Raw genomic sequence first — 26,892 nt, forward strand, 5'->3', positions numbered from 1 at the left:
TTCGGGGCCTTACGGGGTTCCTTCAGCACGGACGGCGGCGGCCGACGGGATGGGACAGGCTCTCCTCCAAGCGGCCCAGAGTGTCGGCGGGCCGGCCCCGGAGCGTGCGGGCGGTCAGCTGGATGAGGTCCGCCAGGATCTCCGCGCGCTGCTCCTGCGGGCTGTCGTAACCGGTACGGCCCGTGACGGGCAGGCCGTCGGCGAACTTGGCCAGCAGCCGGGGGCCGACGGCGGGGAACAAGCGCTGGAAGTACGCATGGTCCACCGCCCCGGCGTCGTCCTCCCAGACGTGCACCAGCTCGTGCAGGATGATCTGGTCCTGGTGGCCCGCGGTGACGCCGCGCTGGAAGAAGACCAGGTCGGCCTCGGGCAGCTTGACCCACAACCCGCAGGCCCCGTCCGGTGTGTGGGCGCTCGGCGGCAGTGGCAGGAGGACGATCCGCCGGCCGCGGGCCCGCTCCATCGCGCGGACGAACGCCGGGATGCTGAAGGGGTCGGGCAGCGGCATCTCGGCCAGGTGGCGTTTGCACTCCCGGCGGATGCTGCGCCGCGAGGGACGGCCGCGCTTCAGCATGGGACTCCTGGGACCGGTGGCCGGGCGGCGGGCGCGGGCGGCCACCCGGGGCGAACGGTGACGGGCGTACGGCGGGGTCAGGAGAGGGGCGGGGGCTCGGCGGCGGGCGGTACGGACGCGGGCAGCCCGCTCTGCTTGATCTCCGCCATGACCTCGTTGACGTAGGCGAGCATCTCGGCGGACAGCCCGTCGGCGCGCACCCCGCGCGGCGCCAGGGCGCTGACATCGCCGGAGTGCAGGGAGGTCAGGAACTTCAGCCCCGCCACGACCTGTGCGGTGATCTCGTCGTTGTGGAAGAAGGCCGGGCTGACGTCGAAGTACTCCGCCAGGGCCTCCAGCTGCCGGAACGTGGGGTTGTCGCGGTGCCCGTTGCGCAGCAGGGAGATGTAGGAGTGGGAGATGATCTGCTCGCCGGCCGACGCGTTGATCGACGCGGCCACCTGGCGGTTGGACGGCGGGCTCTCGTCCGGCAGCACGGTGTGCTCGAAAAGGTAATTGAGTTTGGCGGCCAAGCTGTCGGGTCTGCCCTCCTGGGTGTGCTGCACGATGCTGGACTCACCCCTCTCTTCCTCGTGGAGAAACTCACGCATTGACGAAACGCCGTCGTCCGCCGCTTCGTCGCGGCTCTCCGAACGGCCTTGGGCCTGCGCCGATCGCGGAGCGTGGGGGAGCCGGTACAGGCAGGTCCGAAGGTGGGACATCCTAGTGCGCGACGGTGGCCGGAAGTAAGACCGGAAGGTTCCGGTACACCGTGCTTCGGCCACGTCGACAAGTGGGTGGGAACTACAACTCTGTGATGCCGAGTCAGCTCCTGTCAGGCGTCTTTCAGCGCTGTTGACTCGCGTGAACGACCTGGCTACCTTGGGGTCCGCACAGTCTGCCGACCGTTCCGCATCGGGGTGTTGGGGCAGGTGACAGCGGGTGCGGCGGCCTTGACCCGGCGTGCCGGCCCGCAGTGGGCTTGCCCTGCCGCGCAGCGCGGTCCGGGGCGGACGGAGGTGAATCGCCAACGATTTCGTACGCCTGGGGTCCGTATGTTGACTCTCGGCGCGGTGTTTCGGGAAATGGCTGCAAACCGACCACGCGGCCCAACGTTCCGCCTGTTCACCGCGCATTAGTCGACGCGGTTCCCCGTATTCCCGGCGTGGTGAAATCCAAAATTCGGGGGAACATTGCAAGCAACATTTCGGGGGAGCGTTTCCGGTACCGGCCTGCTGTGTCCGGACGACGGACCGGAAGCGTCACGGGGACCGGTGCTGCGCGGCGCGCGCTGGGAGCCGGGAAACGCCTCCGCCATCACCGAGGGACAGGTGCACGTCTTCTCGGTCCTGGACGGGGCGGCGGACTGCGCACCGGGGTGCGCGCGAGAGGGGGACGACGGGTTCGGGGATGCCGTGGACTCCTGTCCGTGCGGCCTGCGGCCGGGGCGGCTGCTCGCCCTGGCGGCCTGGCTGCTGGACTGCTCCCCGTGCGACCTGCGGTCCGTACGGGACGGCTTCGGCCGGACGCGGCTGTCCGCCGGGCAGCTGAACGTGACGGTCTGCCGTGACGAGGGCGGGCTGCTGATCGCCTGTGCCCGCGGAGCCTCGGTGGCGCTCAGCGCGTCCACCGTGCCGCCGTCGCTGGACGCCTGGGCGTGGCTGCCCTTCAGCGCCGCCGAACGGGCCCGTGCCGAGGCGGCGCCGGCCGCCCACCGCGCGGCCCTGCTCACCCAGTGGTGGACGCGCAAGGAAGCGGCGCTGCGGTTGACGGGCCGCGGCGGGCTGGCGTTCGCCGCCGAGGTGGACGTCCTGGGCGCGGGGCCGGACGGCGGGATCGTGGTGCCGGAGACCGGCATCCTGGGCGCCGGTGGCGTCGCGTACGTACAGGACCTGCCCACCGCGCCGGACACGGCCGCGTCCGTGGCGGCCTCGCAGCCCGTGCACGAGGCCGTCGTGTGGCGGGTGCGGTATCCGGTGCCGGTGGGGACGTGACGACCGGACGCGCGGGCCGGCCGGGCGCCGGGCGGGGTGACCGGCCCGGCGCCCGCCCGGCGCACGCGCCGTTACGGCATGAGGACCAGGTGCGGGTCGGGCCCGGTCAGGTGGCCGGGATCGCTCAGCTCGCGCCAGGTCGCCATCGCCAGCCGGTAGGCGCCGGCGGTCTCGTACCCGGCGGCCGCGGCGCGGAAGTCCGCCTCGGCGGCCTCCTCGCGCCCGGCGGCCCGCTCGGCGCGGGCGCGGACCAGGACGCAGCGGGCCTGGTCCAGCGCGGGCAGCGCCGGGGAGTCGACGGGGATGGCGGTGGCCCGTTCCAGGGCCCGTTCCGCGTCGGACGCGCGCAGCGCGTCCAAGGTCTCCAGGGCCGCGAGCCAGCTCAGGGTCTCCGGCGTGGCGAGCAGCGCCCCGGCCTGCCGGACGCGCTCCAGCAGGGCGTCGGCGGCGGGGGCGCCGGAGGCGAGGGCCAGCAGCGTACGGGCGCGCGCCAGGCGGGTGCGCTGCCGCACGTCGTCCGTGGTCGCGAGCAGTTCGTCCGCCTCGGTCAGCAGCTCGTGCGCGGAGTCCGCCCGGCCGTCCAGGTAGCGGGCGCCCGCGGCGGCCCACAGGGCGATCGCCCGCAGCCGCGGGGCGCCGGCCGGGGGCGCCTCGTCCAGCAGGGTGTCGGCGAGGCCCTGCGCGCGGTGCCACTCGCCGCTCTCCACGTACGCCGACAGCAGTGCCACCTGCGCCTGGATACGGGCCGGGCGGGTGGCTTCGACGTCCGCCGCGGCGCTCTGGGCGTCCTCGGCGCGGCGGACCGCCTCGGCCAGCCGGCCCTGCCGCCGGTGCAGCTGGGACAGTTCGGCGGCGACCTGGGAGCGCAGCAGGGGCGCGGCGGCGGTGAGCGGGTCGTCCAGCAGGGTGCGCAGTATCCGCTCGCGGTCGGTGGCGGCGCCGAGGCGGTCGAGGACGGCGGCCAGCTCCCAGCGGGCCTCCCAGCGCACCTCGTCCAGGTCGTTGTCGGCGGCCCGCTCGGCGACGGCCTCCAGCTGCCGGCGGGCGGCGGGCCAGTCACCTGCGGCCTGGCTGGTGCGGGCGGCGACGAGCTGACCGACCAGTTCGAGGCGGTGGGTGCGCTCGCGGTCCGCGGGCCGGGGCGCGCACAGCTCTTCGAGGGACATGCCGAGGCGCTCGGCGATGGCCTTGGCCGCCTTGGTGCTGGGGCTGCGGCGGCCGCTCTCCACCAACGAGACATAGCTGGGGGAGACGCCGTCGCCGGCGAGATCCCCTTGGGACATCCCCTGGGCGCGACGGATCTCCCGGACGCGTTCTCCGAACGCTGGCTGTTCGATCGTCAAGCTGTTCCTCGGCGTTCAGCTCGCTGTTGAGTAAGGGAAGCATGGACAAGCTTACGGGCTGTGACCCGCGACTCTACTCGTCCGGATGCCAGGCGGGGGCGGTTGTCATGGGCTCGTATCCGGCTCTTTACGGGCTTTTGAAGAACCCGCTTGGTCAATGCAGAGTCATGCTAGTGTCAATTTGTATGACAAGCCTGGGATTCCAGCGACGCCACCGATGGGGAATCCACGCCCTGCTGGGCGCCGTGGCGGTCAGTTCGCTCGGTGAGGCGATGATGGTGGTCGCCGTGCCCTGGTTCGTCCTGAAGACGACCGGCAGCGTCGCGCAGACCGGGATCGTGGTCGCCATCGGGGCCGTCACCTCCGGAGTGGTCGGCTTCGCGGCGGGCCCGCTGGTCGACCGCTGGGGCTTCCGGACGATGGCGGTGCTCGCCTACCTGATCGGCGGCCTCGGCGCCGCCTGCATCCCCCTGCTGTACGCGGTGGACGCGCTCGACTTCCCCACCCTCGCCCTCCTGGTGGTGGCGGCCAACGCCCTCGACGTCCCCGGCGGCGCGGCGGTCACCGGCCTGGTGCCCGAGCTGAGCGAGGCCGCGGGCATGCCGCTGGAGCGCGGCAACGCGCTGCTCACCGGCATCCACCAGGTCGCCCAGCTGTGCGGGCCACCGCTGGGCGGCGCCGGGGTCGCCCTGCTCGGCACCCACAGCGTGCTGCTCCTCGACGCGCTGGCCTGCGGGCTCGCCGCGGCCGTGATCCTGACCTGGGTGACCGCCGGGCGCCGGACGGCCGTCAAGCGCCCGGCCGGCGCCTACCTCGCCGATCTCCGGTCCGGTCTGCGCACGCTGCGCGGACACCGGCTGCTGCGGGTCGTCGCCGTATCCGGCACCGCCTTCAACGCCCTGGACAGCGGCCTGGCGGGGGTCGTCCTGGTGACGTACGCATACCAGCACCTGGGGAGCGCTGCGAGCCTGGGCGTCCTGCTCACCTCCTTCGGCCTGGGCGCGGTGGCGGGCACGGTCGGCTACGCCGTCTTCGGGCACCGGGTGGGCGGGCGGCGGCTCTACCTCGGCACCGGCTTCACCGTGGCCGCCCTGATCGCGTCGCTGACGACCCTGCCGTCCCTGCCGGTCGGCGCGGCGCTGCTGGCCGTGCTCGGGGCGGTGGCCGCCCCGGTGGGGCCGCTGCGGACCGGGGTGCTCCAGCGCAGCGTGCCGCGCGAGCAGTACGGGCGGGTGACGGCCGCGGTCGACACGGTCGGGCTCGCGGCGGTGCCGCTCGGGGCCTCGCTGACCGTCGCCGCGGTGGGCGCCCTCGGGCTGCGTCCCGCGATCGGGCTGATCGCCGGCGTCTACCTGCTGGTGGTGGTCGGCTGCTGGGCCGCTCCGGCGCTGCGGGACATCGACCGGGACGCCGCCGGGGAGCGCGGGCGCACCGCTCCCTCACCGCCCATGACCGAATTGACTGAACTTGACAAACCATGACAGCTGGCTGACGCTGGCCCTCTATGGACGACGCCCCGAGGAGGAACACATGAGTGAGCGCATCACCGAGCGGCGCGTGCAGAGGCACCGTGGGTCCGCCGAGCGAAACGAGGTCCGGGCATGACCTCCGCTCCCGTCCTGCCCGCCGCGGCCACCGTGCCGGAGGGCACCACGGCCGAGCGGCGCCTGGCGGCGCTGCGCGCGGTGCGGGACCTGCTGGCCGAGAACCCCGGTGAGGTGCACGACCTGCTGTGCGAGATATCCACCCACCGCGCCGCCGGCTACGAGATCGAGGCGACCGTCGCCACGCTCGACGGGGCGCTGGCCGAGGTGGAGGCGTACCGGCCGGGCCGGGTGCCGCGGCTGGCGGTCTTCATGCCCTCCAACGTGATCCTCTACTCGTACGCGCTCTACCTGCTCGTCCCCGCGCTCTACGCGGACCACCTGGTCTTCCGGCCCTCCAGCCAGGTCAAGGACCAGATGGCGCGGCTGCACCGGCTGCTGGCCGGCCACCACCGGCTGCCGATCGAGCTGACCGCCGCCAGCCAGCGCGAGTTCGTCCGCGACCACGTCCTGCCGTCCGACGTGGTGGTGTTCACCGGGGCGTACCACAACGCCGAGCAGATCCGGGCCCGGCTCAGCCCGGGGCAGCTCTTCCTGTTCCTCGGCTCCGGCGTCAACCCGTTCGTCGTCGCCCCCGGCGCCGACGTGGAGCGCGCCGTGCGCGACGCCGTGGAGATCCGCGTCCACAACGCCGGCCAGGACTGCCTGGGCCCGGACCTGTTCTGTGTGCACGAAGACCTCCGCGAGGCGTTCCTCGACGGGCTCGTATGCGAGCTGAAGGGGCTGCGCTACGGCCCCTACACCGACCCGGACGCCGACTTCGGGCCGGTCTTCTACGACGGCGCGCTGGAGGAGGCGGTCCAGTTCCTGGCCCGCAACCGCGAGCACATCGCGCACGGCGGCCACGTCGACTTCCGCACCCGGCGGATGGAGCCCACCGTCGTCGTCGGCGACGAGGTGACCCCGCGCACCCAGGTCCCGGAGTTCTTCGCGCCGGTCTTCAACGTCGTCGGCTACCGCGACGAGCAGGCCCTCGCCGCCACGCTCACCACCGGCCAGTTCACCGAACGGGCCCTGGGCTCCAGCGTGTACGGAGACGCCCCGGACCTGGTGGCCGCGCTGCGCCGCCGCACCACGGTCACCCTCGACACCACGCTGCTGTCCATCGACGACGGCAACGCGCCCTTCGGCGGCTACGGCCGGATGGCCAACTACATCACTGACGGCGAGGAGCTGTGGGCGGAGCCCGTCCTGATCTCCAAGGCCGTCGCCGAGCACTACCCGAGGGCCCGCCGGTGAACGCACGCGCACACACCTACCCGACGGCCTGGCACGCGGTCGCCGACCACCTGCGCCACCTGGGCACCACGGCCGTCTTCGGCCTGCCCGGCGACGACATGGACCTGCTGGGCGCGCTGGAGGAGACCGACACCCGCTTCGTCATCTGCCGCGACCAGCGCAACGCCGTGTTCATGGCGACCGGTTACGCGCTGTCCGCCGGGCGCCCCGGCATCTGCGCGGTGGGCAAGGGCCCGGCCCTGACCAACACGCTCACCGGCGTACTGGAGGCCCGGTCCGCCGCCGCGCCGGTCGTCCTCATCGCCGGTGGCACGCCCCTGGACCGGGTGGGCACCGGCGCGTTCCAGGAACTGGACCAGCTCGCCGCGGTGCGCCCGCTGGTCAAGTGGGCGGTACGGGTGGACCGCGCCGAGCGGCTCGCCGCGGTCCTCGACCAGGCCGTGGCCATCGCCGTCAACGGCACCCCGGGACCCGTGTACGTGGAGATCCCCGAAGACCTCGCGGGCGAGCCGGTCGCCCGTACCGGCCCCTGGCGCCCGGCCGCCGTCCAGCGCCTCGCCCCGGACCCGGACGTGCTGGCCGAAACGGCCGCCCGCATCACCGCCGCCCGGCGCCCGCTGCTGCTCGTCGGCGGCGGCGCCCGGCACCGCAACGCGGACCGCGCGCTGGAGGCGTTCGCCGAACTCCTCGGCGCGGGCCTGTTCACCACGGCCTCCGGGCGCGGCACGGTCGCCGAGGACCACCCGCTGTTCTGCGGCGTCTCCGGCCTCTACACGGTCGCGCCGGCCGACCGGCTGTGGCAGGAGGCGGACCTGGTGATCGCCCTCGGCAGCCGCCTGGAGGAGACCGCCACCTTCGGCTGGCCGGACGCGGACCGGCTGCCGGTGATCCAGGTGGTGTCCGGCGAGGACGGCCTGGTGACCGGCCGGCCCGGCACCGGCGTCCTGGGCGACGTGGCACGCACCGTGCACGCCTGGACCGGCCTGCTGGCCGGGCACACCCCCGACACCGGCTGGACGGCCCGGGTGGGCGAACTGCGTGCCGCGCTCGCCGTGCGCGCCGGTGAGCGGGCCCGCCAGGCCGGCCGTACGGCGGAGGAGGGCGGCGGCGTCCCGGTGAGCCGCGTCCTGGCGGCGCTCGACGGTGCCGTGCCCGCCGACCGTGTCCTGGTGCAGGAGAACGGCCTCCAGGACATGTGGTCGTACTTCCACCCGCACTGGACCTGCGGCTCGCGCGGCGGCTCGGTGGTGCCGAGCGAGCAGACCCCGCTGGGCTTCGGCGCGGCCGCCGCCGTGGGCGTGGCCCTGGCCGAACCGGGGCGGCCCGTCGTGTCGGTGGCCGGTGACGGCGCCTTCAACCTCTTCCGCGGCGAACTGCCCACGCTCGCCGACACGGGCGCCGGTGTGCTGTACGTCGTGCTGGACAACGGCGGCTACGGCTGGCTCCAGACCAACCTCGACCGGGTGTCCGGCAGCGGCTCGCGCTTCGCGTTCACCGCCGACCGGCCCACCGGCAACGCGGGCCTGGCCGCCGCGTACGGCCTGAAGTACTGGCGCGTTGACAACCCCGGTGATCTCGACCGCGTCCTTTCCGCCGCGTGGCAGCACTGCGCGTCGGGAACCGCCGCGGTGGTGGAGGTCGGGGTCCGTCTCGCCGACAGCCCGCCGGGGATGGCCGGGCCCGCCGGAGACTTCCCGTTGCGTGAGGACGAATGACCGACCCGAGACCAGCAGAACAGGAACGCCGCATGCCCGTCGCGCTCTTCTTCCCCGGGCTCATTCCCACCCGGTTCGACGCCATCAGCCCGTTCGTCACCACGAACGAACACGCCAGGCGGAGATTCGCCGAGGCCGACGAGGTCCTCGGCTACTGCCTCGCGGACGCCTACCGCGAGGCGTCGATCTACGAGTGGGAAGTGTTCGAGGCCGGGTTCATGGCGCTGACCCTGGCGCTCGCGGACTGGGCGCACGAGAAGCACGGCGGACGCCCGGCCGCCTGCGGCGGGCAGAGCTTCGGCGCCTTCATGGCGGCCGTGTGGGCCGGCGCCCTCAGCTACCCGGACGCGCTGCGGCTGATCCGGCGCAGCGTGGCGGTCGAGACGGACTACTTCGACCACCTCGCCGAGCCGCTGGGCTGCCACTTCTTCTACCGGCTGCCGCACGAGAAGGTGCAGCAGCTGCTGGCCGAGGTGCACGAGCGCGGCGAGTGGGCCGAGCTGTCGGTGGTGCTCGACGAGGAGGTGCATGCCGTCTCCGCGACGCTGAGCACCCTGGAGCGCTTCGAGCAGCGGGTGCGTGAGGAAGGCGGCTTCCCCTTCTACACGATGAACCGGGCCGAGCACTGCTCCGCCGTCGCCGGGCTGCGCACCCGGCTGCACGACGAGGCGTACGGGACCGTCGAGTGGCGCACCGCCGGCATCCCGGTCGTCTCCGACGTGGACGGGCGGCTGCTCACCGACGCCGAGGAGATCAAGCAGGACCTGCTGGACGGCTGGACGACGCCGGTCCACTGGGCGACGATCCTGCGCGGTCTGCGGACGGCGGAGGTGGCGGAGGTGTGGATCCCGGGCCCGCGCAACATGTTCGCCCGGATCACCAACAACTCCTTCCCGACCAAGGTGATCACGCCGAAGATGGCGCTCGAAGCGTGAGCGCGCCCACCGATGCCCTGGGCACCCCGGCCGGCCGGCGGGTGCTTTCGGCGGCCATGTTCGCCAGCGCTCCCGCCGAGGTGCTGGACTTCCTGCTGCCGCTGTGGGCCGGCTCGACGCTGCAGGCGGGCGCTTCCGTGGTCGGCGCGCTCGTCGCCGTCGAGGCGGTGCTGTCCCTGGTCGTCCGCCCGCTGGCCGGTGAGCTGGCCGACCGCTTCGACCAGCGGCGGGTGGCCGCCGCGGGCGCGTTCCTGTACGCCCTGTCGTTCGCCGGGTACGCCCTGGCCGACGATCTGCCCCTGGCGTTCGTCGCGTCGGGGGTGGGCGGCGCGGGCGGTGCGCTGTTCTGGGTCGGGCTGCGCGCGTGGACCGGGCAGCGCGCCACGAACCACACGAGTGCGTACGGCAAGTTGCTGTCCGCCGAGGGGCAAGGCGCCTTCGTCGGTTACCTGGTGGCGTTCTCGCTGCTGGAACGCGGCGGCTATCCGCTGCTGTTCTGGCTGGGCTGCGCCGCCTGCGTGTGGGCGACGGCCGCCCTGCTCAAGGGGTCCGGGGGCCGGGAGACGGCCCCGGAAGCCGCCGCCGACGAGGACGACGGCACCGACGCGCCACCGGACCGTGGGAACAGGCTGCGGCTGCTCCCCCTGATGGTGGTCTCCGCGGTGACGGCAGCGGCCGAGGCCGGCCTGTGGATGCTTCTGCTGCTGCGGCTCCAAGGCGATCTGGGGCTGACGCCCAACGAGATCGCCATGGTCTTCGCGCCCGGATTCCTGGTGTTCATCCTGCTGCCCGAGCACACCCACCACCTGACCGACCGGCTCGGCCGTACGCCGACCATGGTCGCCGCCTTCCTGGCGAGCGCCCTGTTCGCGGCCGGGCTCGGCTTCGTGTCCACGCCGGTGGCCGTCGCCGTCCTGTGGGCGGTGGCCGCGGCCTGCTTCGCGGCGCAGATCCCGGTGGAACAGGCCACCGTCGCCGCGGCGGCCGGCCGGCGCGTCGGCCGGGGGATGGGCCTGTACGAGAGCGCGCGGCTGTCCGGCGTCGTCGTCGGGCCCGCGCTGATGGGCGTGGTCTACGAGCAGCTGGGCTGGGTCACCGCCTGCTGTGTGGCGGCGGGCGGGTCGGTCGTGGGGGCCGTCGTCGTGCCGTACGCCATCCGCGTACTGAAGCTGCCCGCGACGGGCCTGCCCGAGACCGGCGGGACGGCCGCGACGGCCGTCGCCACCGCCACCACCGATAACCCGTACGAGGAAGAGGACAGCACACCCATGGACATGGAGAAGCAGGACACGGCGGCGCCGTCGAAGGACGGTGCCCTCTCGCCGAAGGAGCACGCCCGCAAGGAGCGGCGGGACTGGCTCATCCACACGGCGGCGTTCCTCGTGGGGAACGTGATCCTGTGGGCGCTGAAGTCCAACTGGATCGTGTGGCAGTTCACCGCTGACGAGGTGCCCGACGAACACCGCGGCCCGCTGGTGTGGATCGGCCGCATCTGGCTGACCATCTGGGTCATCGACACGATCTGGTCGTGGTCGTACACCATCTGGCCGCGGGAGAAGAAGGCCAAGTCCTCCTAGGCGCACCGCGGCCGGTCCGTCCCACCCCACCGCCGTACGGGCAGAGGCGCTGCCCGTACGGCGGTGCTGCATACCGGGCCGGGTGCTGCGTCAGGAGAGCAGCAGAGGCAGTTCGGCGTAGCCGCGCAGGGAGGTCATACGGTTGCGCGGCGCCCCGGTGCCCGCGTGCGCGATCGTGGGGAAGCGGGCCAGCAGCCGGGGGAAGGCGACGGCGGCCTCCAGCCGGGCGAGCGCGGCGCCCAGGCAGTAGTGCGCGCCCGCGCCGAAGGTGAGCGAGCCGCCCGGCGCCCGGTCCGGCCGGAAGACGTCCGGGTCCCCGTGGCGCGAAGGATCGCGGTTGGCGCTGGCGAGCAGGGCCACCACCTGGGTGTCCTTCGCGACGGGCACCCCGCCCAGCTCGGTGTCCCCGCCGGTCCAGCGGGAGGCGATCTGGATGGGCGGATCGAAGCGCAGCATCTCCTCGACCCAGGCGTCGATCCGGTCCGGCTCGCCGCGCAGCCGCGCGAGCAGGTCCGGGCGGTCCAGCAGGACGGCGGTGCCGTTGCCGATGAGGTTGCTGGTGGTCTCGTAGCCGGCGGAGTAGAGCAGGACCAGGTTGGCGAGCAGTTCACGCCGGGTGAGCCGGTCGCCGTCCTCCTCGCGTACCGCGATGAGCGTGCTGATCAGGTCGGTGCGCGGGTCCTCCTGGCGGCGCGCGGCCAGCGCGCCGAGCCGGTCCCACAGCTCCGCGGTGGCCTCGTCCGCGCGCTCCAGGCTCTCCCCGGTGAGGTTCTGCTCGATCGCCGAGGTGACGGCCTGCACGCGCGGGCCGAACCAGGCGCGGTCCTCCTCGGGGATGCCGAGCAGTTCGCCGATGACGGTGATGGGCAGCGGCAGCGCGAAGTGCTCCATCAGGTCCACCGGGCGGCCCCCGGCAGCCCGTTCGGCGAGCCCGTCCAGCAGTCCGTCGACCAGCTTCGCCACCGCCGGCCGCAGCCCGGCCACCCGGCGCGGGGTGAAAGCGCGGCCCACCAGGCGGCGCAGCCGCTCGTGGTGCGGCGAGTTCTGGTTGACCATCTCGCCCATCAGCGAGAAGACGCTGAGGTGGTCACGGCCCTCGGGCCAGGTACGGGCGAGGTACGCGTCGTCCTCGACCCGGAAGAGCGGGTCGCGCAGGACGCGGTCGCAGTCGGCGTGCCGGCTGACCACGACGGTGCCGTCGGGCAGCCGGGTCACCGGCCCGTGCTCGCGCAGCACCGCGTAGTGCGGGTACGGATCGGGGCAGCCCAGCGGGCTGAACAGTGCGCGCAGCGCCCGGCGTACCGCCGCCGAGTCGCTCATGGTGCCTCCTGGCTGGAAGGTGCGCCCCGGCCCCTTCGGGGGCAGGGGCGGGGCGCACCGGTCTGGTGCGGGCCGCCGCGGTGCTCAGGCCGACAGCTGCTTCTCGACGCGGAGCACGATGTCGGAGACCAGGCGCAGCTCCTTCAGCTCCTCCTCGGGCAGGCTGACGCCGAAGCGTTCCTCGGCGGCGACGATGACCTCGACCATGGCGAGGGAGTCGACGTCCAGGTCCTCGATGAAGGACTTCTCCTCGGTCACGTCGGCGGGTTCGACGTCGGCGACCTCGTTCAGGATCTCGGCGAGTCCGGCGATGATCTCTTCGCGCGTCATGGTGGTTACCTCTCTGTGGTGTGCGGTGTGGCTTGCGTTCGGGCTCGGTTTTGCGATGGGGGCGCGGGCGCGTGCGCGCCCGGGCGGATCAGGACCGCGGCGCGTCGTCCTCGGCGGGAGCGGCCCCGGGCATGGACAGGGCCACGACGTGGTCCGCGAACTTCCGCTCGATGCCGACCAGCCGGAGCTGGCGGTAGAGGCTCTCGATGCCCAGCTGCTTCATGGTCAGCACCTGCGGGGCGTCGTCGACCTGGCCGCCCTCCTCGATGTTCAGGGCGATCGGCGCGGCCTGTTCGATGACCTCGCGGATGTCGTCGCCGTAGCCCTCCTTCATCCCGATGCGCAGGGCGTGCAGGCCGAAGCTGACGTGCCGGGACTCGTCGCGGGCCATCGCGGTGAAGCCGGCCTTCACCCCGGCCAGCAGCGGGACGCCGTGCAGCGAGTTGACGATGGCGCGCTGGCCGACCAGGGCGAGCACGCCCTCGGTGATCAGGTGGAAGAGCGCCACGGCGCGCAGCCAGCGCCGGTAGTCCGAGGGGTGCTCCTGGAGTTCGCGGATGACCTCGGTCTCCAGGCGGCTGAGGTCCCGGTGCGGCGGGGTGACCATGTTCCACGCCTGGACGAGCATCCGCTTGGGGTCCGGGTCCAGACCGAGCAGCTCCTCGCCGAGCCGCAGCATCAGCTGGGTGTGCCGGGTCTCGTCGGCGATCTGGGTGCCGAGGTAGAGGTGGTCGCGCTCCTCGGGGGCGCCGGTGAGGATCGGGCCGAGCAGGTCGAGGCCGGTGTACTCGCCGATGATGAAGGTGGCGATGGACTCCTCGACCGCCTTGCGCGCGGAGCGCGGCAGCCGCTTGTCGAAGTCCTCGCGGTCCGGCTCCAGTTCGATGGCCTGGGCGGACCACTGCTGCTTCTCCCAGCGCTCGTAGAGCGCCTGTGGGTGCGGCTGCTGCTCGGTCACGAGATCCGCGTGCCGGAGTACGTCGTCCAGGGGCAGGCGGGGCATCTCGGCGAGCTTGGCGTCATCGAGCAGCAGGGTGCTCCAGCGCGGCATATCAAAACTCCGTGACTAGTGAGTCAAGTTCATGACTTCCCATAAGTCCCGTAGTGAACAGCAAGTCCGGGGCGCAGTCAACGCGCGAGCCAGTGGTGCCGACGGGCTTCGAAAAGTCGTCAGTCATGTTTCTTGACTCGCGAGTCGAGGGTGTGTCAATCTTTGGTCGTCGCCAGGACGGGACGACGGCGACCCGGACGGCCGGCCGCCCCCGTCCGCGGCACCGGGGCCCGGTGCCCCGGCACGACCGGAACACCCACGACGGACGCGATCGGAAGGGAGGCGGAACCATGGCACCGACGCAGGACACGGCACGGACGCCGGCCCGCACCCGGCCCGCCGGCACGGAGCGCCGCGTGGTGATCACCGGCTGCGGGGCCATCTCCCCGATCGGCAACACCGTCGAGGAGTTCTGGGCCGCGGCCACCGCCGGGCGCAGCGGCATCCGCCCCATCACCCGCTACGACGTGGCCACGCTGCCCACCCGGTTCGCCGGTGAGGTCGTGGACTTCGACCCCAAGCCGTACATGCCGAACAAGGTCGGCCGGCGCCTGGACCGCTTCGCGCAGTTCGGGCTCGCCGCCGCCCTCCAGGCGATGGAGCAGGCCGGCCTGACGATCGGCGAGGAACTCGCCACCCGTACGGCCGTCCTGGTCGGCTCGGGCTACGGCCCCGGCCAGCTGATGCAGGCCGCCATCCACGACCTGCGGGACCACGGCCGCCGCCGGATGACGCCCTACCTCGCCTCCGGCGGTTCCCTGGACAGCGCGGCGGGCGAGATCGCCTCCCGGTTCGGGGCCCGCGGCCCCTCCGGTGCCACCGTCACCGCCTGCGCCACCGGCGCGACCTGCGTCGGCGACGCGCTGCGCATGATCCGGCACGGTTACGCGGACGTCGCCATCGCCGGCGGCGCGGACGACGCGGTCAACCCGCTCGACCTGGCCGCCGCCGCCAACGCCGGGGCGCTCTCCCGCCGCGACGACGACCCGCACCTGGTCAGCCGGCCCTTCGACCGGCAGCGCGACGGCTTCGTGATGGGCGCGGGCGCCGGCATCGTCGTCCTGGAGGACGCCGAGCACGCGGTGCGCCGCGGCGCCACGATCCTGGCCGAGGCGGCCGGGTACGGCGCGACCACCGACGCCTACCACTCGACCCACCCGCACCCCGAGGGCCTGGCCGCCCGCCGGGCGATGACCGACGCCCTCGACGACGCCGGCATGCGTCCCGAGGACATCGACCACATCTCGGCACACGGGACCGGCACCCAGCTCAACGACCGCATCGAGAGCGCCGCGATCCGCGCGGTCCTCGGCGACCACGCCCCGCGCGTACCGATCAGCTCGCTCAAGTCGATGACCGGCCACATGATCGGCGCGGCCGGTGCCGTCGAGCTGATCGCCGCCGTCCAGACGATCCGCACCGGCACCGTCCCGCCGACCGTCAACTGCGACGACCCCGAGGACACCGGACTCGACTACGTCCCGCACCGGGCCCGGACCCACCCGGTCCGCGCGGTGCTCAGCAACTCGTTCGGATTCGGCGGGCACAACGCCGTGCTCGTGGTCCGCGCCTGGCCCGGCGCGGCGGACACCGCCACCCGTCGGGCCCAGGAGCCGAAGGAGGAGGGACGATGACCACCGGACCGCAGCCCGAGGCGTTCTGCCAGGCCGACCCGGTCTTCTACGACATCGCCGGCCGGCACACCGCCGACGACTCCCACGCCTTCGCGCAGACCGGCGCCCCCGCCCTCCCGGGCTGGGAACGCCGGGAGATGGACGTCTGGATCGTCCACACACCGCTCGGCCACGCCCTGCCGCAGCAGGGCTGGAAGATCCACATCTCCGGCCTGCCGGACAACGCCCGGCACGTCGTGGACACCGCCTGGGAGTACTGCACCGCCAACGGCCTGCCGTTCAAGTTCCTGCGCGGCGTGGACGTCCTGACCACCCACAGCCTGAAGTACGCACCGCGCTCCTCCAGCGGCAAGCTCGTCACGGTCTACCCGTCCGACGCGGAACAGCTGCACCGCACCCTGGTGGAGCTGGGACAGCGCCTCGACGGCGTGGCGGGACCGTACATCCTCACCGACCTGCGGTGGGGCGCCGGTCCGCTGCACGTACGCTACGGCGGCTTCGTCACCCGCTACTGCACCGACGACGACGGCACGGCCGTACCCGCCATCGAACGCCCCGACGGCACGCTGGTCCCCGACCGCCGCCGCCCGGTCTTCGAGGTGCCCGAGTGGGTCGAGCTGCCCGGCTTCCTCGCCGAACAGCTCGCCGCCCGCCAGGCGTCCGGCTCCCCGGCGGACTTCCCGTACCAGGTCGAACGCGCCCTGCACTTCTCCAACGGCGGTGGCGTCTACCAGGCCCGCGACACCGAAGGCCGCACGGTGGTCCTCAAGGAGGCCCGCCCGAACGCCGGACTGGACGGCCTGGGACTGGACGCGGTCGCCCGCCTGGACCGTGAGCGCCGGGCCATGGAACACCTCGCCGGCCTGCCGGGCGTCCCGGCGCTGTACGAGCACCGTGTGGTGTGGGAACACCACTTCCTGTCCGTGCAGCACCTGGAGGGCGACACCCTCCAGGGCTGGCTGGCCCGGCACTACCCGCTGACCAAGGCCCGCCCCGAGCCCGCGGCACTGAGCGCCTACGTGCGCCGGGCGCAGGCCCTGGCCGACCGCATCGAGGCCCTGGTCGCCCGGGTGCACGAGCGCGGCATGGTCTTCGGCGACCTCCACCCGGCGAACATCCTGGTGGACGACGCGGACGAGGTGGCGCTGGTCGACTTCGAACTGTGCGTCCCCGTCGGCGAGGCGGACCGGCTCGGCATGGGTCACCCCGGCTTCGCCGGCACCGGACGCACCGGCTACGGCATCGACCGGCACGCGCTGGCCGCGCTGCGGCTGTGGCTGCTCTTCCCGCTCACCGGGCTCAACGAACTGGACCCGGGCCGCGCGGCGGCGTACGTGGACGTGGCCGAGCGCAGGTTCGCCCTGCCGGCCGGCTCGCTGGACGCGCTGCGCCGCGAACTCGCCCCCGGCGAAGCGGCCCTGGACCGGGTGCCCCCGGCGCTGCGCGAGCCGCTCCAGGTCCGGCTGGACACCTCGCTGCCCGACTGGGCCGCGGCACGCAAGTCGCTGGCCGAGGCCGTGCTGCTGTCCGCCACACCGCAGCGTACCGACCGGCTCTTCCCGGGAGACGTACGGCAGTTCACGACGGACGGCCTGAACTTCGCCTACGGCGCCGCGGGCGTCCTGTGGGCACTGGACACCGCCGGCGCGGGCCGCTTCCCCGAGTACGAGCAGTGGCTGCTGGACGCCGTCGCACGCAGCCGGCCGCAACGGCCCGGCTTCTACGACGGAGCGCACGGCATCGCCCATGTGCTGGCCGGCTTCGGCCACCTGGACGCCGCCGAGCGCCTGCTCGACGGCTGCCGGGCGGCCACGGCCGCGCTCAAAGAGGTGGGCCTGTACGGCGGCATGGCGGGCGCCGGCCTGAACCTGCTGGACTTCGCCGCCCGCACGGGCAGCGCGGACCACCGCGACCAGGCCCTGGCCCTGGCGGACCGGCTGGCCGCCGCCGTCGCCGACGGCAGCGCCCCGGGCATCGCCGCGGGCCCCGGGCGGGGCAGCCGCGCCGGACTGCTGCGCGGCTGGACGGGCACCGCCCTGTTCTTCCTGCGGCTGTACGAGGACACGTCCGACACGGCGTACCTCGGCCCGGCCGTACGGGCACTGCACCACGACCTCGACCTGTGCACCACCGGCGAGGACGGTTCGCTCCAGGTGGACGGCGGGTTCCGCCGGCTGCCCTACCTGGAGGTGGGCACCGCGGGCATCGCCCTCGTCGCCGACGAGGTGCTCACCCACCGCGCCGACGCGCGGCTGGCGGAGGCACTGCCGCTGCTGGTCCGCGCCGCGGAGCCGGAGTTCACCATCGAGCCGAACCTGTTCGGCGGGCGGGCCGGGCTGCTGGCCACGCTCGCCGCGCTGCGGGCCCGCGACCCGGAGCCGGAACCGGGCCTCGGCGTGGAGCGGCACCTGGCGCGGCTGCACTGGCACGCCCTGTCCTACCACGGCCATCTCGCCTTCCCCGGCCATCAGCTGCGCCGGGTCTCGATGGACCTGGCCACCGGCGGACCGGGAATCCTGCTGGCCCTGACCGCGGCACTGGACGGGAAGCGGGGGTTCCTGCCCTTCCTGGCCCCGCGGAGCGGCCGGCCCACCGGCGCGCACCACCGCGCCCCCTGAGCTTCCGGCCGGCCCCAGGCCGACCGGAGAAACCCAACACCGAGAAAGCGGAGAGGAGGAAACACCATGTCGATCGTTCTCGACCTGCAGGGCCTTGAGGTCCCCGCCGAGGAGGCCGCGCGCGTCTCCAGCACCGTCAGCAGCCACTGCTGAACGCGCTGAGCGCCAGCTCCGGTGCCCGCCCGCGGGCGGGCACCGGAGCTCAACTCATTTCCCGCCCCACCACCGCATCTGAGGAGTCCGGATGAGCGGCCTGCTCGACGGCAAGAGGCTGGTCATCACCGGTGTGATCAGCGAGAGTTCGATCGCCTACGCCGTGGCGCGGCTCGCCCGGCAGCAGGGCGCGCAGGTCGTGCTGACCGCGTACGGACGCCCCACCCTCGTGCAGCGGCTGGCCCGCCGGCTGCCCGGCGAACCCCCGGTCGTCGACCTCGACGTCACCGACGCGGAGCAGCTCGCCACCCTCGCCGACCGTGTCGGCGCACACCTCGACGGCATCGACGGCGTCCTCCACTCCGTCGCCCACGCCCCCGCCGCCTGCCTCGACGGCGGGTTCCTCACGGCGCCGTGGAACGACGTGGCCGCCACCCTGCACACCTCCACCTACTCCCTCACCGCCCTGGCCACGGCCTGCCGCCCGCTCCTGGCGCCCGGCGCCTCCATCGTGGGTCTGGACTTCGACGCCTCGCGGGCCTGGCCCGGCTACGACTGGATGGGCGTGGCCAAGGCCGGGCTGGAGGCCTGCTCCCGCTACCTCGCCCGTGACCTGGCCCCCGACGGCATCCGGGTCAACCTCGTCGCCGCGGGCCCGCTGCGCACCCTGGCCGCCCGCGGCATCGGCGGCGACGGGCCGGCCTTCGAGAAGGAGTGGGCGACGCGCGCCCCGCTGGGCTGGGACCCCGCGGACGCCGAACCGGTGGCCCGTACCTGCCTGGCCCTGCTCTCGGACTGGCTGCCCGCGACCACCGGCGAGATCGTGCACGCCGACGGCGGCCACCACATGATCGGAAGCTGACGTGCACCACCTCGGACCGGCCTTCGGCCCGGACATCACCTTCCTCGGCGTACCGCGCCTGGACCTGGACGACCCGCCCGCCGACCCGGACGTGATCATCCTCGGTGCCCCGTTCGACGGCGGCACATCGCACCGGCCCGGCGCCCGCTTCGGCCCGGCCGCCATCCGCCAGGCGTGCTACCTGCCGCACAACGGCGCCCGCCGCAGCCTCGCGCTCGGCGTGGACCCGCTGACCGGACTGAAGGTCTACGACGCGGGCGACGTGCCCTGCTACTCCGGCGACATCGAGCAGAGCATCCGCACCATCGAGGGGGCGGTCCGGATGGCCGCCGGGCTGGGCGCGATCCCGGTCGTGCTCGGCGGCGACCACACCATCGCGCTGCCCGACATGCGGGCCGTCGCCCGCCGGCACGGCTTCGGCCGGATCTCGATGCTGCACTTCGACGCGCACGCCGACACCGGCGAGGTCGAGGACGGCCCGCTGTACGGGCACGGCAAGCCGATGCGCCAGCTCATCGAGTCCGGCGCGGTGCGCGGCGACCGCTTCCTCCAGATCGGGCTGCGCGGCTACTGGCCGGGCCCGGAGACGCTGCGCTGGATGGCCGACCAGGGCATGCGGTCGTACGAGATGAGCGAGATCACCGCGCGGGGCTTCGACACCTGCCTGACCGAGGCGTTCGGCACCGCCATGGACGACTGCGACGGCGTTTTCCTCTCGGTCGACGTGGACGTGGTCGATCCGGGCCAGGCGCCGGGCACCGGCACTCCCGAACCGGGCGGCCTGACCTCGCGGCAGTTGCTGGACGCGGTGCGCCGGGCGGCCTATGAACTACCGGTCGTCGGCGTCGAGGTGGTCGAGGTGGCACCGCCGTACGACCACGCCGACATCACCGCGTACCTGGGCAACCGGATCGTGCTGGAGGCGCTGTCCGGCATCGCCCGCCGCCGGCGCGACGCCGAGGAGGGCACCAGGTGGGACCCGGCGGTGCCGCTGCTGCGGCGGGACGGCGTGGGCGGCGGCCGGTGACGGAGCCGGGGGTGCGGGAGGGGGCCGGGGAGCCGGACGCGCACCGGGCTGCCACGTCCGGTCCGTACGCGGTGGAGCGCGGGAAGATCCGCGAGTTCGCCGCGGCCGTGGGCACCGCCGACGCCGCGCACACGGACCCCGTGGCGGCGCGCGCCCTCGGCCACCCCGACATCCTCGCTCCGCCGACCTTCCTCACCGTCCTCACGCTCCGCGCCGAGGAACGGCTGCTGCGCGGGCTCGGCGTCCCCGCCGACGGGGCCGGCACGATCCACCGCGAACAGCGGTTCGTACACCACCGGCCCGTGTACGCCGGTGACGAACTGCTGGTGACCGTACGGCTGAAAGAGGCGTCCCGGCGCGCGGGCCGCGAGGCCGTGGTCCTGGAGAGCGCCTTCCACGCCGCCGACGGGACGCCGGTGAGCACCGTGACCTCCACCCTGCTGCTGCCGGACCGCCGTGGCAACGACGACAAAAGCTGACTTTCCATCAGAGGACCGGATCCCCGCATGACCGAAACGATGGCGCCCCCCGTCCCCGCCCCCCGGCTCGTCGGCGCGGCCGGCGGCCTGTCCGGCCCTGCCCTCACCGGCCGGGTGCTGGCCGCCGCCCGGGCCCTGCGCGACCGCGGCATATGCCCCGGCGACCGGGTCCTGGTCAAGGGCGACAACTGCGTCGACTACGTCGTGGCGCTGCTCGCCCTGATGCACCTGGACACCTCGCTCGTCCCGGTCGACCACCGGCAGTCCGCCGCCGACGGCCGGGCCACGGCCCGCCAGGCCCGCGCCCGCTGGCTGCTCACCGACGGCCCGGCCGACCCCGCCTTCCCCGCCGAGCGGGTGCTCGGCTACCCCGGCCTCGGCGCGGACACCGCGCCACCGGCCGGCGAGGTCGATCTCACCGCCTGGCTCGCACGGCCGGACGCCGTGGTGCTCTGGTCCTCCGGCACCACCGGCCGCCCCAAAGGGATCGTGAAGTCGGGGCCCGCGGTGCACGACAACACGCTGCGCACCATCGAGGCCATGGGCTACCGATCCGACGACGTGCTGGCCCCGCTGCTGCCCTTCTCCCACCAGTACGGCCTGTCCGTCGTGCTGCTGTGGTGGCTGGCCCGCTGCACCCTGGCCGTCACGCCCTACCAGCGGCTCGACATCGCCGTCGGCCAGGCCGCCGCGCACGGCGTCACGGCGGTGGACGCCGCGCCGTCCACGTACCACTCCCTGCTCGGCGTCGTCCGCCGCCGTCCGGAGCTGCGCTCCGCGCTCGCCGGGGTGCGCATCTGGGGCGTGGGCGGCGCCCCGCTGCCCGCCCCGCTCGCCGAAGCCTTCCCGGCCGCCATGGGCCGCCCGCTGCTGGACGGCTACGGCCTGAGCGAGCTGGGCAACGTCGCGCTGGCCACACCGGACGCGCCGACCGGCTGCGGCCGTCCGCTGCCCGGCGTACGGGTACGGGTCGTCACCGCGGACGGCCGGGAGGCCGCGCCCGGCGAGCTGGGCGAGATCGAGGTGGACTCGCCGGGGCTGATGGAGGGCTACCTGCTGGAGGACGGCACGCTCGCACCCGTACGGCGCACCGTCTGGTACCCGACCGCCGACCTCGGCCGCTTCGACGAGGAGGGCAACCTGCACGTGGTCGGCCGCAACCAGGCGGTGCACCGGCTCGGGTTCACGCTCTATCCGGAGAGCCTGGAGCGTAAGGCGGAGGCCGTCGGGCGGCAGGTGAAGGTGCTGGCCACGGAGGACAGCCGGCGCGGCAGCGCGCTGCACTTCGTGGTGGCGGACCCCGAGGGAGGCGAGCCCGCCGAGTGGCGGCGCCGGCTGGCCGCGCACTTGGCGGAGTACGAGCAGCCCAACGCCGTCCACGTCGTGGAGAGCTTCCCGCTGTCGGCGAACGGGAAGGTGGACGCGAGGGCGTTGCGGGAGCTGGTGGGGTTGGTGGGCTGAGGGCTGAGGTCCGGCTGTTGGGCCGGACCGGGGTCGGTGGGCCGTCGGGCCGGGCGGGCAGGGGATGCCCGCCCGGCCCGTTCTCCGTTTACGGCAACTGCCGTGCGTGTACGGTGCTTTCAGGCTGAACGCAGAATCAGCGTCGCGTTGTTGCCGCCGAAGCCGAAGCTGTTCACGGCGGCGGTACGGGCCGACGGCAGCCGCAGCGGCGCCGTCGGCAGCACCACCCGGTCCGTGGCCTCGGCGTGGGCCAGCCCGGCGGTCGGCGGCACGGTCCCGGTGCGCAGCGCCAGCGCGGCGGCGGCCAGCGCCGGAGCGCCCGAGATGTGCAGCAGGTGCCCGATGGCGCCCTTGTGCGAACTGACGGGCAGCGCGCGGGCCCCGGCCAGGGTGGCCACGGACTCGATGGCCGCGAGTTCGGCGGCATCGCCCTGCACCGTGCCGGTCGCATGGGCGTGCACATGGTCCAGCCCGTCCACCGCGGCGTCCTCCAGCGCGTCGCGCATGCACCCGCCGATCAGCTCCGCGTCGGACGCCGCGGCCTTGGCACCGGCCACCCGGCAGGCCGCTCCGGCGACCACGAGGCCGGCCGCCCGGCCCCGCGACCGGGCGTGCGCGGCCGTCTCCAGCACGACGGCGCCGCCGCCCTCGCCGAGCGAGATGCCCGCCCGGCCGGTGTCGAACGGCGTGGCCGCGTCGCGGCCCACGGCCCGTACGACGTCCATGCTGGCGTACTCGTACCGGTTGAGCACCGACGAGCCCGCCACCACGGCGAGCGGCGCGGCGCCCGCACGCAGGGCGGCACGGGCGAAGCCGACCGCGAAGACGGCCGAGGCGCAGGCGTGGGACAGGTGCAGGACGCGGCCCGGCGCGCGGCCGGGGGCGAGCGCGTCGGCCGGGTCGGGGCCCAGGAATTCCCGGTACGCGGCGAGGTCACCGCCCGTCGCCGGGGCTTCGGCGTCCCGGCCCGGCAGGGGCGCCTGGCCGACCAGGATCACCAGTGCGTCCGCGGGCACGCCCGGCAGCCCGGCGGCTTCCACGGCCTCCGTGATCGCCGCTCGCGCGTAGGCGCCCTTACGGGGCGTCCCGGCCGCCGGACCCGGCCCGGACACCTCGCCCACCGGCTCGCCCCGGTACGGCGGCGCGGCGAAGCGCCGGGCCGGGCGCAGGGCCGAGCGGCCGTCGAGCAGCCCCCGCCAGTAGGGCGCGACGCCCGCGCCGAACGGGGTGACCAGCCCGAGGCCGCTGATGACGATGTCGTTCCCGGGGTGGTTCAGGGGCATGTGACGCTCCAGGCGGTGGCGACGGCGAGGCAGTGGGCCGGGCGCGGGCCGCCGGCGGGGGAGGCGGGGGAGACGAACAGGTCCAGGTGGACGGCCGGGCCCGGCATGGCGGCCAACGGCCAGGGCGGGCGCGCCGGGCCGGAAGCGCCCGCGGCCCGCTCCGACTCGTGCGCGTCCACCGGCAGCGGCGCGAGCAGGTAGCAGCCCCCGCGGTGCCCGGAGGCGGTCGTGTAGGGGCGGACCAGCTCGGAGGTCTCCAGGCCGATCGAGTCCGAGGGCCGCAGCCGCCGCTCGGTGTCGTGGCAGCGCCGTACGAAGTGCCGCGCGGCCCAGGAGCTGTACGCGCCGCACAGGACGTACAGCGGGGTGGTCGGCCGTACGGGCTCCGGCAGGGCCTCGAACGCGGTCCGCAGCGCCCAGGTGACCGCGTCCACCGGTTTGGTGTGCGCTTCCGGGGCGCCGACGAGGTCCGGCGCGCCGAACGCCTGGACGGCGTCGGTCAGTTGACCGGCATCGGTGGCTGCGAGGGCGGCGCGGTGGCGGACGGTGACCGGCTGGCGGGGGTCGTCGGGTCGTGCGTCCGGTCGGCGGGGGCCGCCGGGGCGGGCGTCCGACCGCCGGTGCTCGTCGGGGCGGTCGTCCGGCCGACGGACTCCGTCGGGATGTCCGCCGGGACGTCCGTCCGGCTGCCCGCCGGATCGCGCGTCCGCCCGGCCCGTCTCCGCTGTCGTCATCCGGCCGCGCCACCCCTCTACCGCCAGTCATGAGTTGTCGAATATGCTGAATCGCGAGTCATATTTTGTCAATAACGCTCCGTGGGAGGGTGCCTTGCCGCGCCACATCGGCTTCGTCTCCATCGCCTGGCACGGCCATGTGAACCCGACCCTCGGCCTGGTCGCGGAACTGGTCCGGCGCGGTCACCGGGTCTCGTACGCGGTCACCGAGGCGTTCGCCCCCGCCGTACGGGCCGCCGGCGCCGAACCGGTCGTCTACCGCAACCCGGTGGACGACGCGCTCACCGAAGACGGCCTGGCGATCTCCCCCATGGACTTCCTGCGCGAGGCCAGGGCGACGCTGGACGTGCTGGAGCACGCCTGGTCCGCCGACCGCCCCGACACCATCGCGTACGACGGGATCGCCTGGGCGGGCCGGGTGCTCGCCGCGAGGTGGCGGCTGCCTGCGGCGGAGATGTGGCCCTCGTTCGTCTCCAACGAACACTTCTCGCTGGAGGCCGAGTTCCTGGCCGACAACCCGCTGCACCCGGGCGTGCTGCGCTTCGCCCGGGAACTCACCCGGTTCCTGGCCGCGCACGACCTGTCCGCGCTCTCGGTCACCGACTTCCTCGGCCACACCGAGGACCTGCGCCTGGTCTTCCTGCCGCGCGCGTTCCAGTACCACGGCGAGACCTTCGACGACCGGTTCGCCTTCGTCGGCCCCTGCGCCGGCGACCGCGGCTTCCAGGGAAGCTGGCGCCCGGCCGGGGACGGCCGTCCGGTGCTCCTGATCGCCCTCGGTACGGCCTGTTACGACTGGCCCGAGTTCTTCCGCATGTGCGGCGAGGCGGTGGAGCCGCTGCCCTGGCAGGTCGTCATGGCGTACGGGCCGCGCATGGACCGCGCCGCCATCGGACCGCTCCCGGACCACGTCGAGGCGCACCCGCACGTGCCCCAGCTCGACGTACTGCGCCATGCCGACGCGTTCGTCACCCACGCCGGCATGGGCAGCACGATGGAGGCCCTGCTGCACGGCACCCCGATGGTGGCCGTCCCGCAGACCCAGGAACAGACCGCCGTCGCCGCGCGCATCGACGCACTCGGCCTCGGCGTCCACCTGGACCGCGACCGCCTGGACGTGACCACCCTGCGCACGGCCCTGACCCGCGTCATGACGGACGGCGGCATCCGCACCGCGGTCGCACGGATGCGGGACCAAGTGCGCGGCGCCGGGGGAGCGGCCGAGGCCGCCGACCGCGTCGAGGCCCTGACACCCCGCCCGCCGGCCGTCCCCGTACGTACGGACTGACCGACCCGGAACTACCGCACGCGCAATCCAACATACGGACCCACCCAGCCCACCCAGCCCACCCAACCCACCCAGCCCACCCAACCCACCCAACCCACCGACCACGGTCCCTCGCGGGACCGGAACGGAGCACCGATGCAGGGCAAACTCGTCCGGCTCGAACGGCCCGCCGACCAGGACTACGAGCTGATGGCGCAGTGGTTCGGCCCGGACTCGGCCGCGGCCGTGATGGCCGCCACCGAAGGGGACGTGGTCACCGCCGAGGACTTCCGCAAGCTCGACCACACCGGCGGCCTGCGGCAGTTCGCGGTGCGCGACGGCGAGGACCGGACCGTGGGCGCGGTCCACTACAAGGCCCAGGGACCGGTCGGCGGCTATGTGCTCGGCGGCGCGATCGGCGACCCCGAGCTGTGGCGCCGCGGCTTCGGCGCCGAGGCGTTCGACCTGCTCATCGACCACCTCTTCCACGCACGCAACGCCCACCGGGTGCAGTTCACCACCGCGCTCTACAACAAGAACGTGCTGCGTCTGGTGACCGGCGTCGGCTTCACCCTCGAAGGCATCCTGCGGGAGTACTTCTACCTCGACGGGCGCCACCACGACGGCGCCGTCTGGGGCCTGCTGCGCCACGAGTACTACGCGGCGGTCGAGGAGCTCAAGCGCACCGATCCGACCTTCGTGCTCCCCGACACCATCCCCGAGGACGACAAGGCCGAGGCGCGCCGGCTGCTCGCCGAATACATCACCAGCCCCACCGGCAAGACATCGGCGGGCCTGCTGCTCGCCTCGGTCGGCACGGCCGAGCGGGGCACGGCCGAGCGGGGCATAGCCGAGCGGGGCGCGGGCGCGGACGAGCGGGCCGCTCAGCCGTGACCGTAGCGACCGCAACTCCGGCGGGTACCCCCGGTGGCGGTCCCCGCTGGGCCACCGTCGTCCTCTCCCCGCACTTCGACGACGCCGCGCTCTCCGTCGCCGGCCACCTCGTCCGTACCACCGGGCCCACCGCCGTGGTCACCGTCCACGGCGGTGCCCCGGCGGCGGACCGGATCTCCTGGTGGGACGCGGGCTGCGGCTTCGCCACACCGGACGAGGCGTACCGCGTCCGCCTCGCCGAGGACGCCCGGGCCTGCGCCCTGCTGGGCGCCGAACAGATCACCCTGCCGAACCCGGACAGTCCCTACCGCACCGACGGCGAACTCGACGGCCTGGCCGCCTTCCTGTCCGCCCTCCACCCCGCCACCCGAGTGCTGCTCCCCCTCGGCACGAACCAGCCGGACCACACGGCCGTCCGCGACCAGGCCCTCGCGGTGCTCGCCGGACGTCCGGGCCTGCCGCCCTACGTGTACGCGGACCTGCCGTACACGGGTGGCGTACGCAAGTGGGGCACGGACGCGGCCGTCGACCGGCTGGCCGCCTCCGACAAGTACGGCGGGGCCTACCGCGAACTGTCCGCCGCGTACGACCTGCGCGTCGCGCACGACATCCGCCTGGACGAACGAGAATGGGCGGCGAAACGCGCCGCCGTCCTGAGCTACACGTCCCAGCTCGCGCCGGTGGCGGTCGGCCACGGCCCGTTCCTGCGCCGCCCAGGTCCCCTGCAATCGGAACTGATCTGGGAGCTGGCCCTTCCGCGCACCTGATCGGCAGCCCCCGGCCGCCCTCGGCCACCAACCCCACCAACCCCACCAACCC

General features: G+C 74.0%; 24 protein-coding genes. 16 read left to right on the plus strand and 8 right to left on the minus strand.

Going from position 1 to position 26,892, the window contains the following annotated elements:
• Positions 1-22: 22 nt before the first annotated feature.
• Together ACH4FX_RS24005 and ACH4FX_RS24010 are read right to left on the minus strand one after the other, a co-directional pair.
• The gene (locus ACH4FX_RS24005; RefSeq protein ID WP_398482111.1) at positions 23-574 is read right to left on the minus strand and encodes a toxin; all 552 of its coding nucleotides are present in this window, start codon (positions 572-574) and stop codon (positions 23-25) included.
• 77 nt (positions 575-651) lie between these two features.
• On the minus strand, positions 652-1,164 hold the full coding sequence (locus ACH4FX_RS24010) for a helix-turn-helix domain-containing protein (protein ID WP_398482113.1): 513 nt from the start codon (positions 1,162-1,164) through the stop codon (positions 652-654).
• Positions 1,165-1,827: 663 nt separating this feature from the next.
• Between ACH4FX_RS24010 and ACH4FX_RS24015 the strand changes: the two genes are divergently transcribed.
• A complete protein-coding gene (locus ACH4FX_RS24015) occupies positions 1,828-2,547 on the plus strand; it encodes a hypothetical protein (protein ID WP_398482114.1) in 720 nt (239 codons plus the stop codon).
• 71 nt (positions 2,548-2,618) lie between these two features.
• Here the strand turns inward: ACH4FX_RS24015 and ACH4FX_RS24020 are convergent, their stop codons facing one another.
• Positions 2,619-3,890 (minus strand): helix-turn-helix domain-containing protein, encoded by a 1,272-nt coding sequence (locus ACH4FX_RS24020; RefSeq protein ID WP_398482116.1) that lies wholly within the window; start codon positions 3,888-3,890, stop codon positions 2,619-2,621.
• Between the two features lie 185 nt (positions 3,891-4,075).
• On the opposite strand from ACH4FX_RS24020, the gene ACH4FX_RS24025 reads away from it, so the two are divergent.
• The 5 genes from ACH4FX_RS24025 (at position 4,076) to ACH4FX_RS24045 (ending at position 10,960) form a co-directional block, all read left to right on the plus strand.
• A complete protein-coding gene (locus ACH4FX_RS24025; RefSeq protein ID WP_398482118.1) occupies positions 4,076-5,371 on the plus strand; it encodes an MFS transporter in 1,296 nt (431 codons plus the stop codon).
• 120 nt (positions 5,372-5,491) lie between these two features.
• Positions 5,492-6,733 carry an aldehyde dehydrogenase family protein gene (locus tag ACH4FX_RS24030; RefSeq protein WP_398482120.1) on the plus strand — a complete coding sequence of 414 codons (1,242 nt, stop codon included), beginning with the start codon at positions 5,492-5,494 and terminating at the stop codon, positions 6,731-6,733.
• A complete protein-coding gene (locus ACH4FX_RS24035; RefSeq protein ID WP_398482122.1) occupies positions 6,730-8,448 on the plus strand; it encodes a thiamine pyrophosphate-binding protein in 1,719 nt (572 codons plus the stop codon). The genes ACH4FX_RS24030 and ACH4FX_RS24035 overlap by 4 nt, the downstream gene beginning before the upstream one ends.
• 32 nt (positions 8,449-8,480) lie before the next feature.
• Positions 8,481-9,383 (plus strand): ACP S-malonyltransferase, encoded by a 903-nt coding sequence (locus tag ACH4FX_RS24040; protein ID WP_398482124.1) that lies wholly within the window; start codon positions 8,481-8,483, stop codon positions 9,381-9,383.
• Complete coding sequence (locus ACH4FX_RS24045; protein ID WP_398482126.1) at positions 9,380-10,960, plus strand: MFS transporter; 1,581 nt, start codon at positions 9,380-9,382, stop codon at positions 10,958-10,960. Before ACH4FX_RS24040 ends, ACH4FX_RS24045 begins: the two co-directional genes overlap by 4 nt.
• A gap of 90 nt (positions 10,961-11,050) precedes the next feature.
• Here ACH4FX_RS24045 and ACH4FX_RS24050 read toward each other — a convergent pair whose 3' ends face one another.
• The 3 genes from ACH4FX_RS24050 to ACH4FX_RS24060 all read right to left on the minus strand — a co-directional run bounded on the left by ACH4FX_RS24050 (position 11,051) and on the right by ACH4FX_RS24060 (position 13,661).
• Positions 11,051-12,280 (minus strand): cytochrome P450, encoded by a 1,230-nt coding sequence (locus ACH4FX_RS24050; RefSeq protein WP_398482128.1) that lies wholly within the window; start codon positions 12,278-12,280, stop codon positions 11,051-11,053.
• A gap of 84 nt (positions 12,281-12,364) precedes the next feature.
• On the minus strand, positions 12,365-12,610 hold the full coding sequence (locus tag ACH4FX_RS24055; RefSeq protein WP_398482130.1) for an acyl carrier protein: 246 nt from the start codon (positions 12,608-12,610) through the stop codon (positions 12,365-12,367).
• Positions 12,611-12,698: 88 nt separating this feature from the next.
• Positions 12,699-13,661 (minus strand): ribonucleotide-diphosphate reductase subunit beta, encoded by a 963-nt coding sequence (locus tag ACH4FX_RS24060; protein ID WP_398482131.1) that lies wholly within the window; start codon positions 13,659-13,661, stop codon positions 12,699-12,701.
• A gap of 290 nt (positions 13,662-13,951) precedes the next feature.
• Between ACH4FX_RS24060 and fabF the strand changes: the two genes are divergently transcribed.
• The 7 genes from fabF to ACH4FX_RS24095 all read left to right on the plus strand — a co-directional run bounded on the left by fabF (position 13,952) and on the right by ACH4FX_RS24095 (position 21,895).
• Positions 13,952-15,295, plus strand: a complete 1,344-nt coding sequence (gene fabF / locus ACH4FX_RS24065) for a beta-ketoacyl-ACP synthase II (protein WP_398482133.1) — start codon at positions 13,952-13,954, stop codon at positions 15,293-15,295.
• A complete protein-coding gene (gene lanKC / locus ACH4FX_RS24070; protein ID WP_398482135.1) occupies positions 15,292-17,913 on the plus strand; it encodes a class III lanthionine synthetase LanKC in 2,622 nt (873 codons plus the stop codon). Before fabF ends, lanKC begins: the two co-directional genes overlap by 4 nt.
• A 66-nt stretch (positions 17,914-17,979) precedes the next feature.
• Complete coding sequence (locus ACH4FX_RS24075) at positions 17,980-18,066, plus strand: class III lanthipeptide (protein ID WP_191094851.1); 87 nt, start codon at positions 17,980-17,982, stop codon at positions 18,064-18,066.
• Between the two features lie 91 nt (positions 18,067-18,157).
• Positions 18,158-18,928, plus strand: a complete 771-nt coding sequence (fabI, locus tag ACH4FX_RS24080; RefSeq protein WP_398482137.1) for an enoyl-ACP reductase FabI — start codon at positions 18,158-18,160, stop codon at positions 18,926-18,928.
• Position 18,929: 1 nt separating this feature from the next.
• Complete coding sequence (gene speB, locus ACH4FX_RS24085; protein WP_398482139.1) at positions 18,930-19,955, plus strand: agmatinase; 1,026 nt, start codon at positions 18,930-18,932, stop codon at positions 19,953-19,955.
• An 11-nt stretch (positions 19,956-19,966) separates the two neighbouring features.
• Positions 19,967-20,434 (plus strand): MaoC family dehydratase N-terminal domain-containing protein, encoded by a 468-nt coding sequence (locus tag ACH4FX_RS24090; RefSeq protein ID WP_398482141.1) that lies wholly within the window; start codon positions 19,967-19,969, stop codon positions 20,432-20,434.
• Positions 20,435-20,461: 27 nt separating this feature from the next.
• Positions 20,462-21,895 (plus strand): class I adenylate-forming enzyme family protein, encoded by a 1,434-nt coding sequence (locus tag ACH4FX_RS24095; protein ID WP_398482143.1) that lies wholly within the window; start codon positions 20,462-20,464, stop codon positions 21,893-21,895.
• Positions 21,896-22,014: 119 nt separating this feature from the next.
• Here ACH4FX_RS24095 and ACH4FX_RS24100 read toward each other — a convergent pair whose 3' ends face one another.
• Both ACH4FX_RS24100 and ACH4FX_RS24105 read right to left on the minus strand, forming a co-directional pair.
• Positions 22,015-23,178 carry a beta-ketoacyl synthase N-terminal-like domain-containing protein gene (locus ACH4FX_RS24100; protein WP_398482145.1) on the minus strand — a complete coding sequence of 388 codons (1,164 nt, stop codon included), beginning with the start codon at positions 23,176-23,178 and terminating at the stop codon, positions 22,015-22,017.
• Positions 23,169-23,912 carry a hypothetical protein gene (locus ACH4FX_RS24105; protein WP_398482147.1) on the minus strand — a complete coding sequence of 248 codons (744 nt, stop codon included), beginning with the start codon at positions 23,910-23,912 and terminating at the stop codon, positions 23,169-23,171. The genes ACH4FX_RS24100 and ACH4FX_RS24105 overlap by 10 nt, the downstream gene beginning before the upstream one ends.
• 94 nt (positions 23,913-24,006) lie before the next feature.
• Here ACH4FX_RS24105 and ACH4FX_RS24110 point away from each other — a divergent pair, with 94 nt between their 5' ends.
• The 3 genes from ACH4FX_RS24110 (at position 24,007) to ACH4FX_RS24120 (ending at position 26,840) form a co-directional block, all read left to right on the plus strand.
• Positions 24,007-25,200, plus strand: a complete 1,194-nt coding sequence (locus ACH4FX_RS24110; RefSeq protein ID WP_398482149.1) for a macrolide family glycosyltransferase — start codon at positions 24,007-24,009, stop codon at positions 25,198-25,200.
• A 135-nt stretch (positions 25,201-25,335) separates the two neighbouring features.
• Positions 25,336-26,073, plus strand: a complete 738-nt coding sequence (locus ACH4FX_RS24115) for a GNAT family N-acetyltransferase (protein ID WP_398482151.1) — start codon at positions 25,336-25,338, stop codon at positions 26,071-26,073.
• Positions 26,070-26,840: a PIG-L deacetylase family protein gene (locus tag ACH4FX_RS24120; protein ID WP_398482152.1), complete on the plus strand. Its 771-nt coding sequence runs from the start codon at positions 26,070-26,072 to the stop codon at positions 26,838-26,840. The genes ACH4FX_RS24115 and ACH4FX_RS24120 overlap by 4 nt, the downstream gene beginning before the upstream one ends.
• Positions 26,841-26,892: the final 52 nt, after the last annotated feature.

The organism is Streptomyces sp. NPDC018019, from assembly GCF_044327805.1.
Lineage (GTDB): Bacteria > Actinomycetota > Actinomycetes > Streptomycetales > Streptomycetaceae > Streptomyces.

What these genes read in the sequence shown, in the direction of transcription:
- ACH4FX_RS24055 (WP_398482130.1), bottom strand. Translation starts at nt 12,610, where the DNA reads ATGACGCGCGAAGAGATCATCGCCGGACTCGCCGAGATCCTGAACGAG.
- lanKC (WP_398482135.1), top strand. Translation starts at nt 15,292, where the DNA reads ATGACCACCGGACCGCAGCCCGAGGCGTTCTGCCAGGCCGACCCGGTC.
- fabI (WP_398482137.1), top strand. Translation starts at nt 18,158, where the DNA reads ATGAGCGGCCTGCTCGACGGCAAGAGGCTGGTCATCACCGGTGTGATC.
- ACH4FX_RS24050 (WP_398482128.1), bottom strand. Translation starts at nt 12,280, where the DNA reads ATGAGCGACTCGGCGGCGGTACGCCGGGCGCTGCGCGCACTGTTCAGC.
- ACH4FX_RS24075 (WP_191094851.1), top strand. Translation starts at nt 17,980, where the DNA reads ATGTCGATCGTTCTCGACCTGCAGGGCCTTGAGGTCCCCGCCGAGGAG.
- fabF (WP_398482133.1), top strand. Translation starts at nt 13,952, where the DNA reads ATGGCACCGACGCAGGACACGGCACGGACGCCGGCCCGCACCCGGCCC.
- ACH4FX_RS24030 (WP_398482120.1), top strand. Translation starts at nt 5,492, where the DNA reads ATGACCTCCGCTCCCGTCCTGCCCGCCGCGGCCACCGTGCCGGAGGGC.
- ACH4FX_RS24005 (WP_398482111.1), bottom strand. Translation starts at nt 574, where the DNA reads ATGCTGAAGCGCGGCCGTCCCTCGCGGCGCAGCATCCGCCGGGAGTGC.
- ACH4FX_RS24115 (WP_398482151.1), top strand. Translation starts at nt 25,336, where the DNA reads ATGCAGGGCAAACTCGTCCGGCTCGAACGGCCCGCCGACCAGGACTAC.
- ACH4FX_RS24025 (WP_398482118.1), top strand. Translation starts at nt 4,076, where the DNA reads ATGACAAGCCTGGGATTCCAGCGACGCCACCGATGGGGAATCCACGCC.
- ACH4FX_RS24100 (WP_398482145.1), bottom strand. Translation starts at nt 23,178, where the DNA reads ATGCCCCTGAACCACCCCGGGAACGACATCGTCATCAGCGGCCTCGGG.
- ACH4FX_RS24060 (WP_398482131.1), bottom strand. Translation starts at nt 13,661, where the DNA reads ATGCCGCGCTGGAGCACCCTGCTGCTCGATGACGCCAAGCTCGCCGAG.
- ACH4FX_RS24010 (WP_398482113.1), bottom strand. Translation starts at nt 1,164, where the DNA reads ATGCGTGAGTTTCTCCACGAGGAAGAGAGGGGTGAGTCCAGCATCGTG.
- ACH4FX_RS24095 (WP_398482143.1), top strand. Translation starts at nt 20,462, where the DNA reads ATGACCGAAACGATGGCGCCCCCCGTCCCCGCCCCCCGGCTCGTCGGC.
- ACH4FX_RS24105 (WP_398482147.1), bottom strand. Translation starts at nt 23,912, where the DNA reads ATGACGACAGCGGAGACGGGCCGGGCGGACGCGCGATCCGGCGGGCAG.
- ACH4FX_RS24040 (WP_398482124.1), top strand. Translation starts at nt 8,481, where the DNA reads ATGCCCGTCGCGCTCTTCTTCCCCGGGCTCATTCCCACCCGGTTCGAC.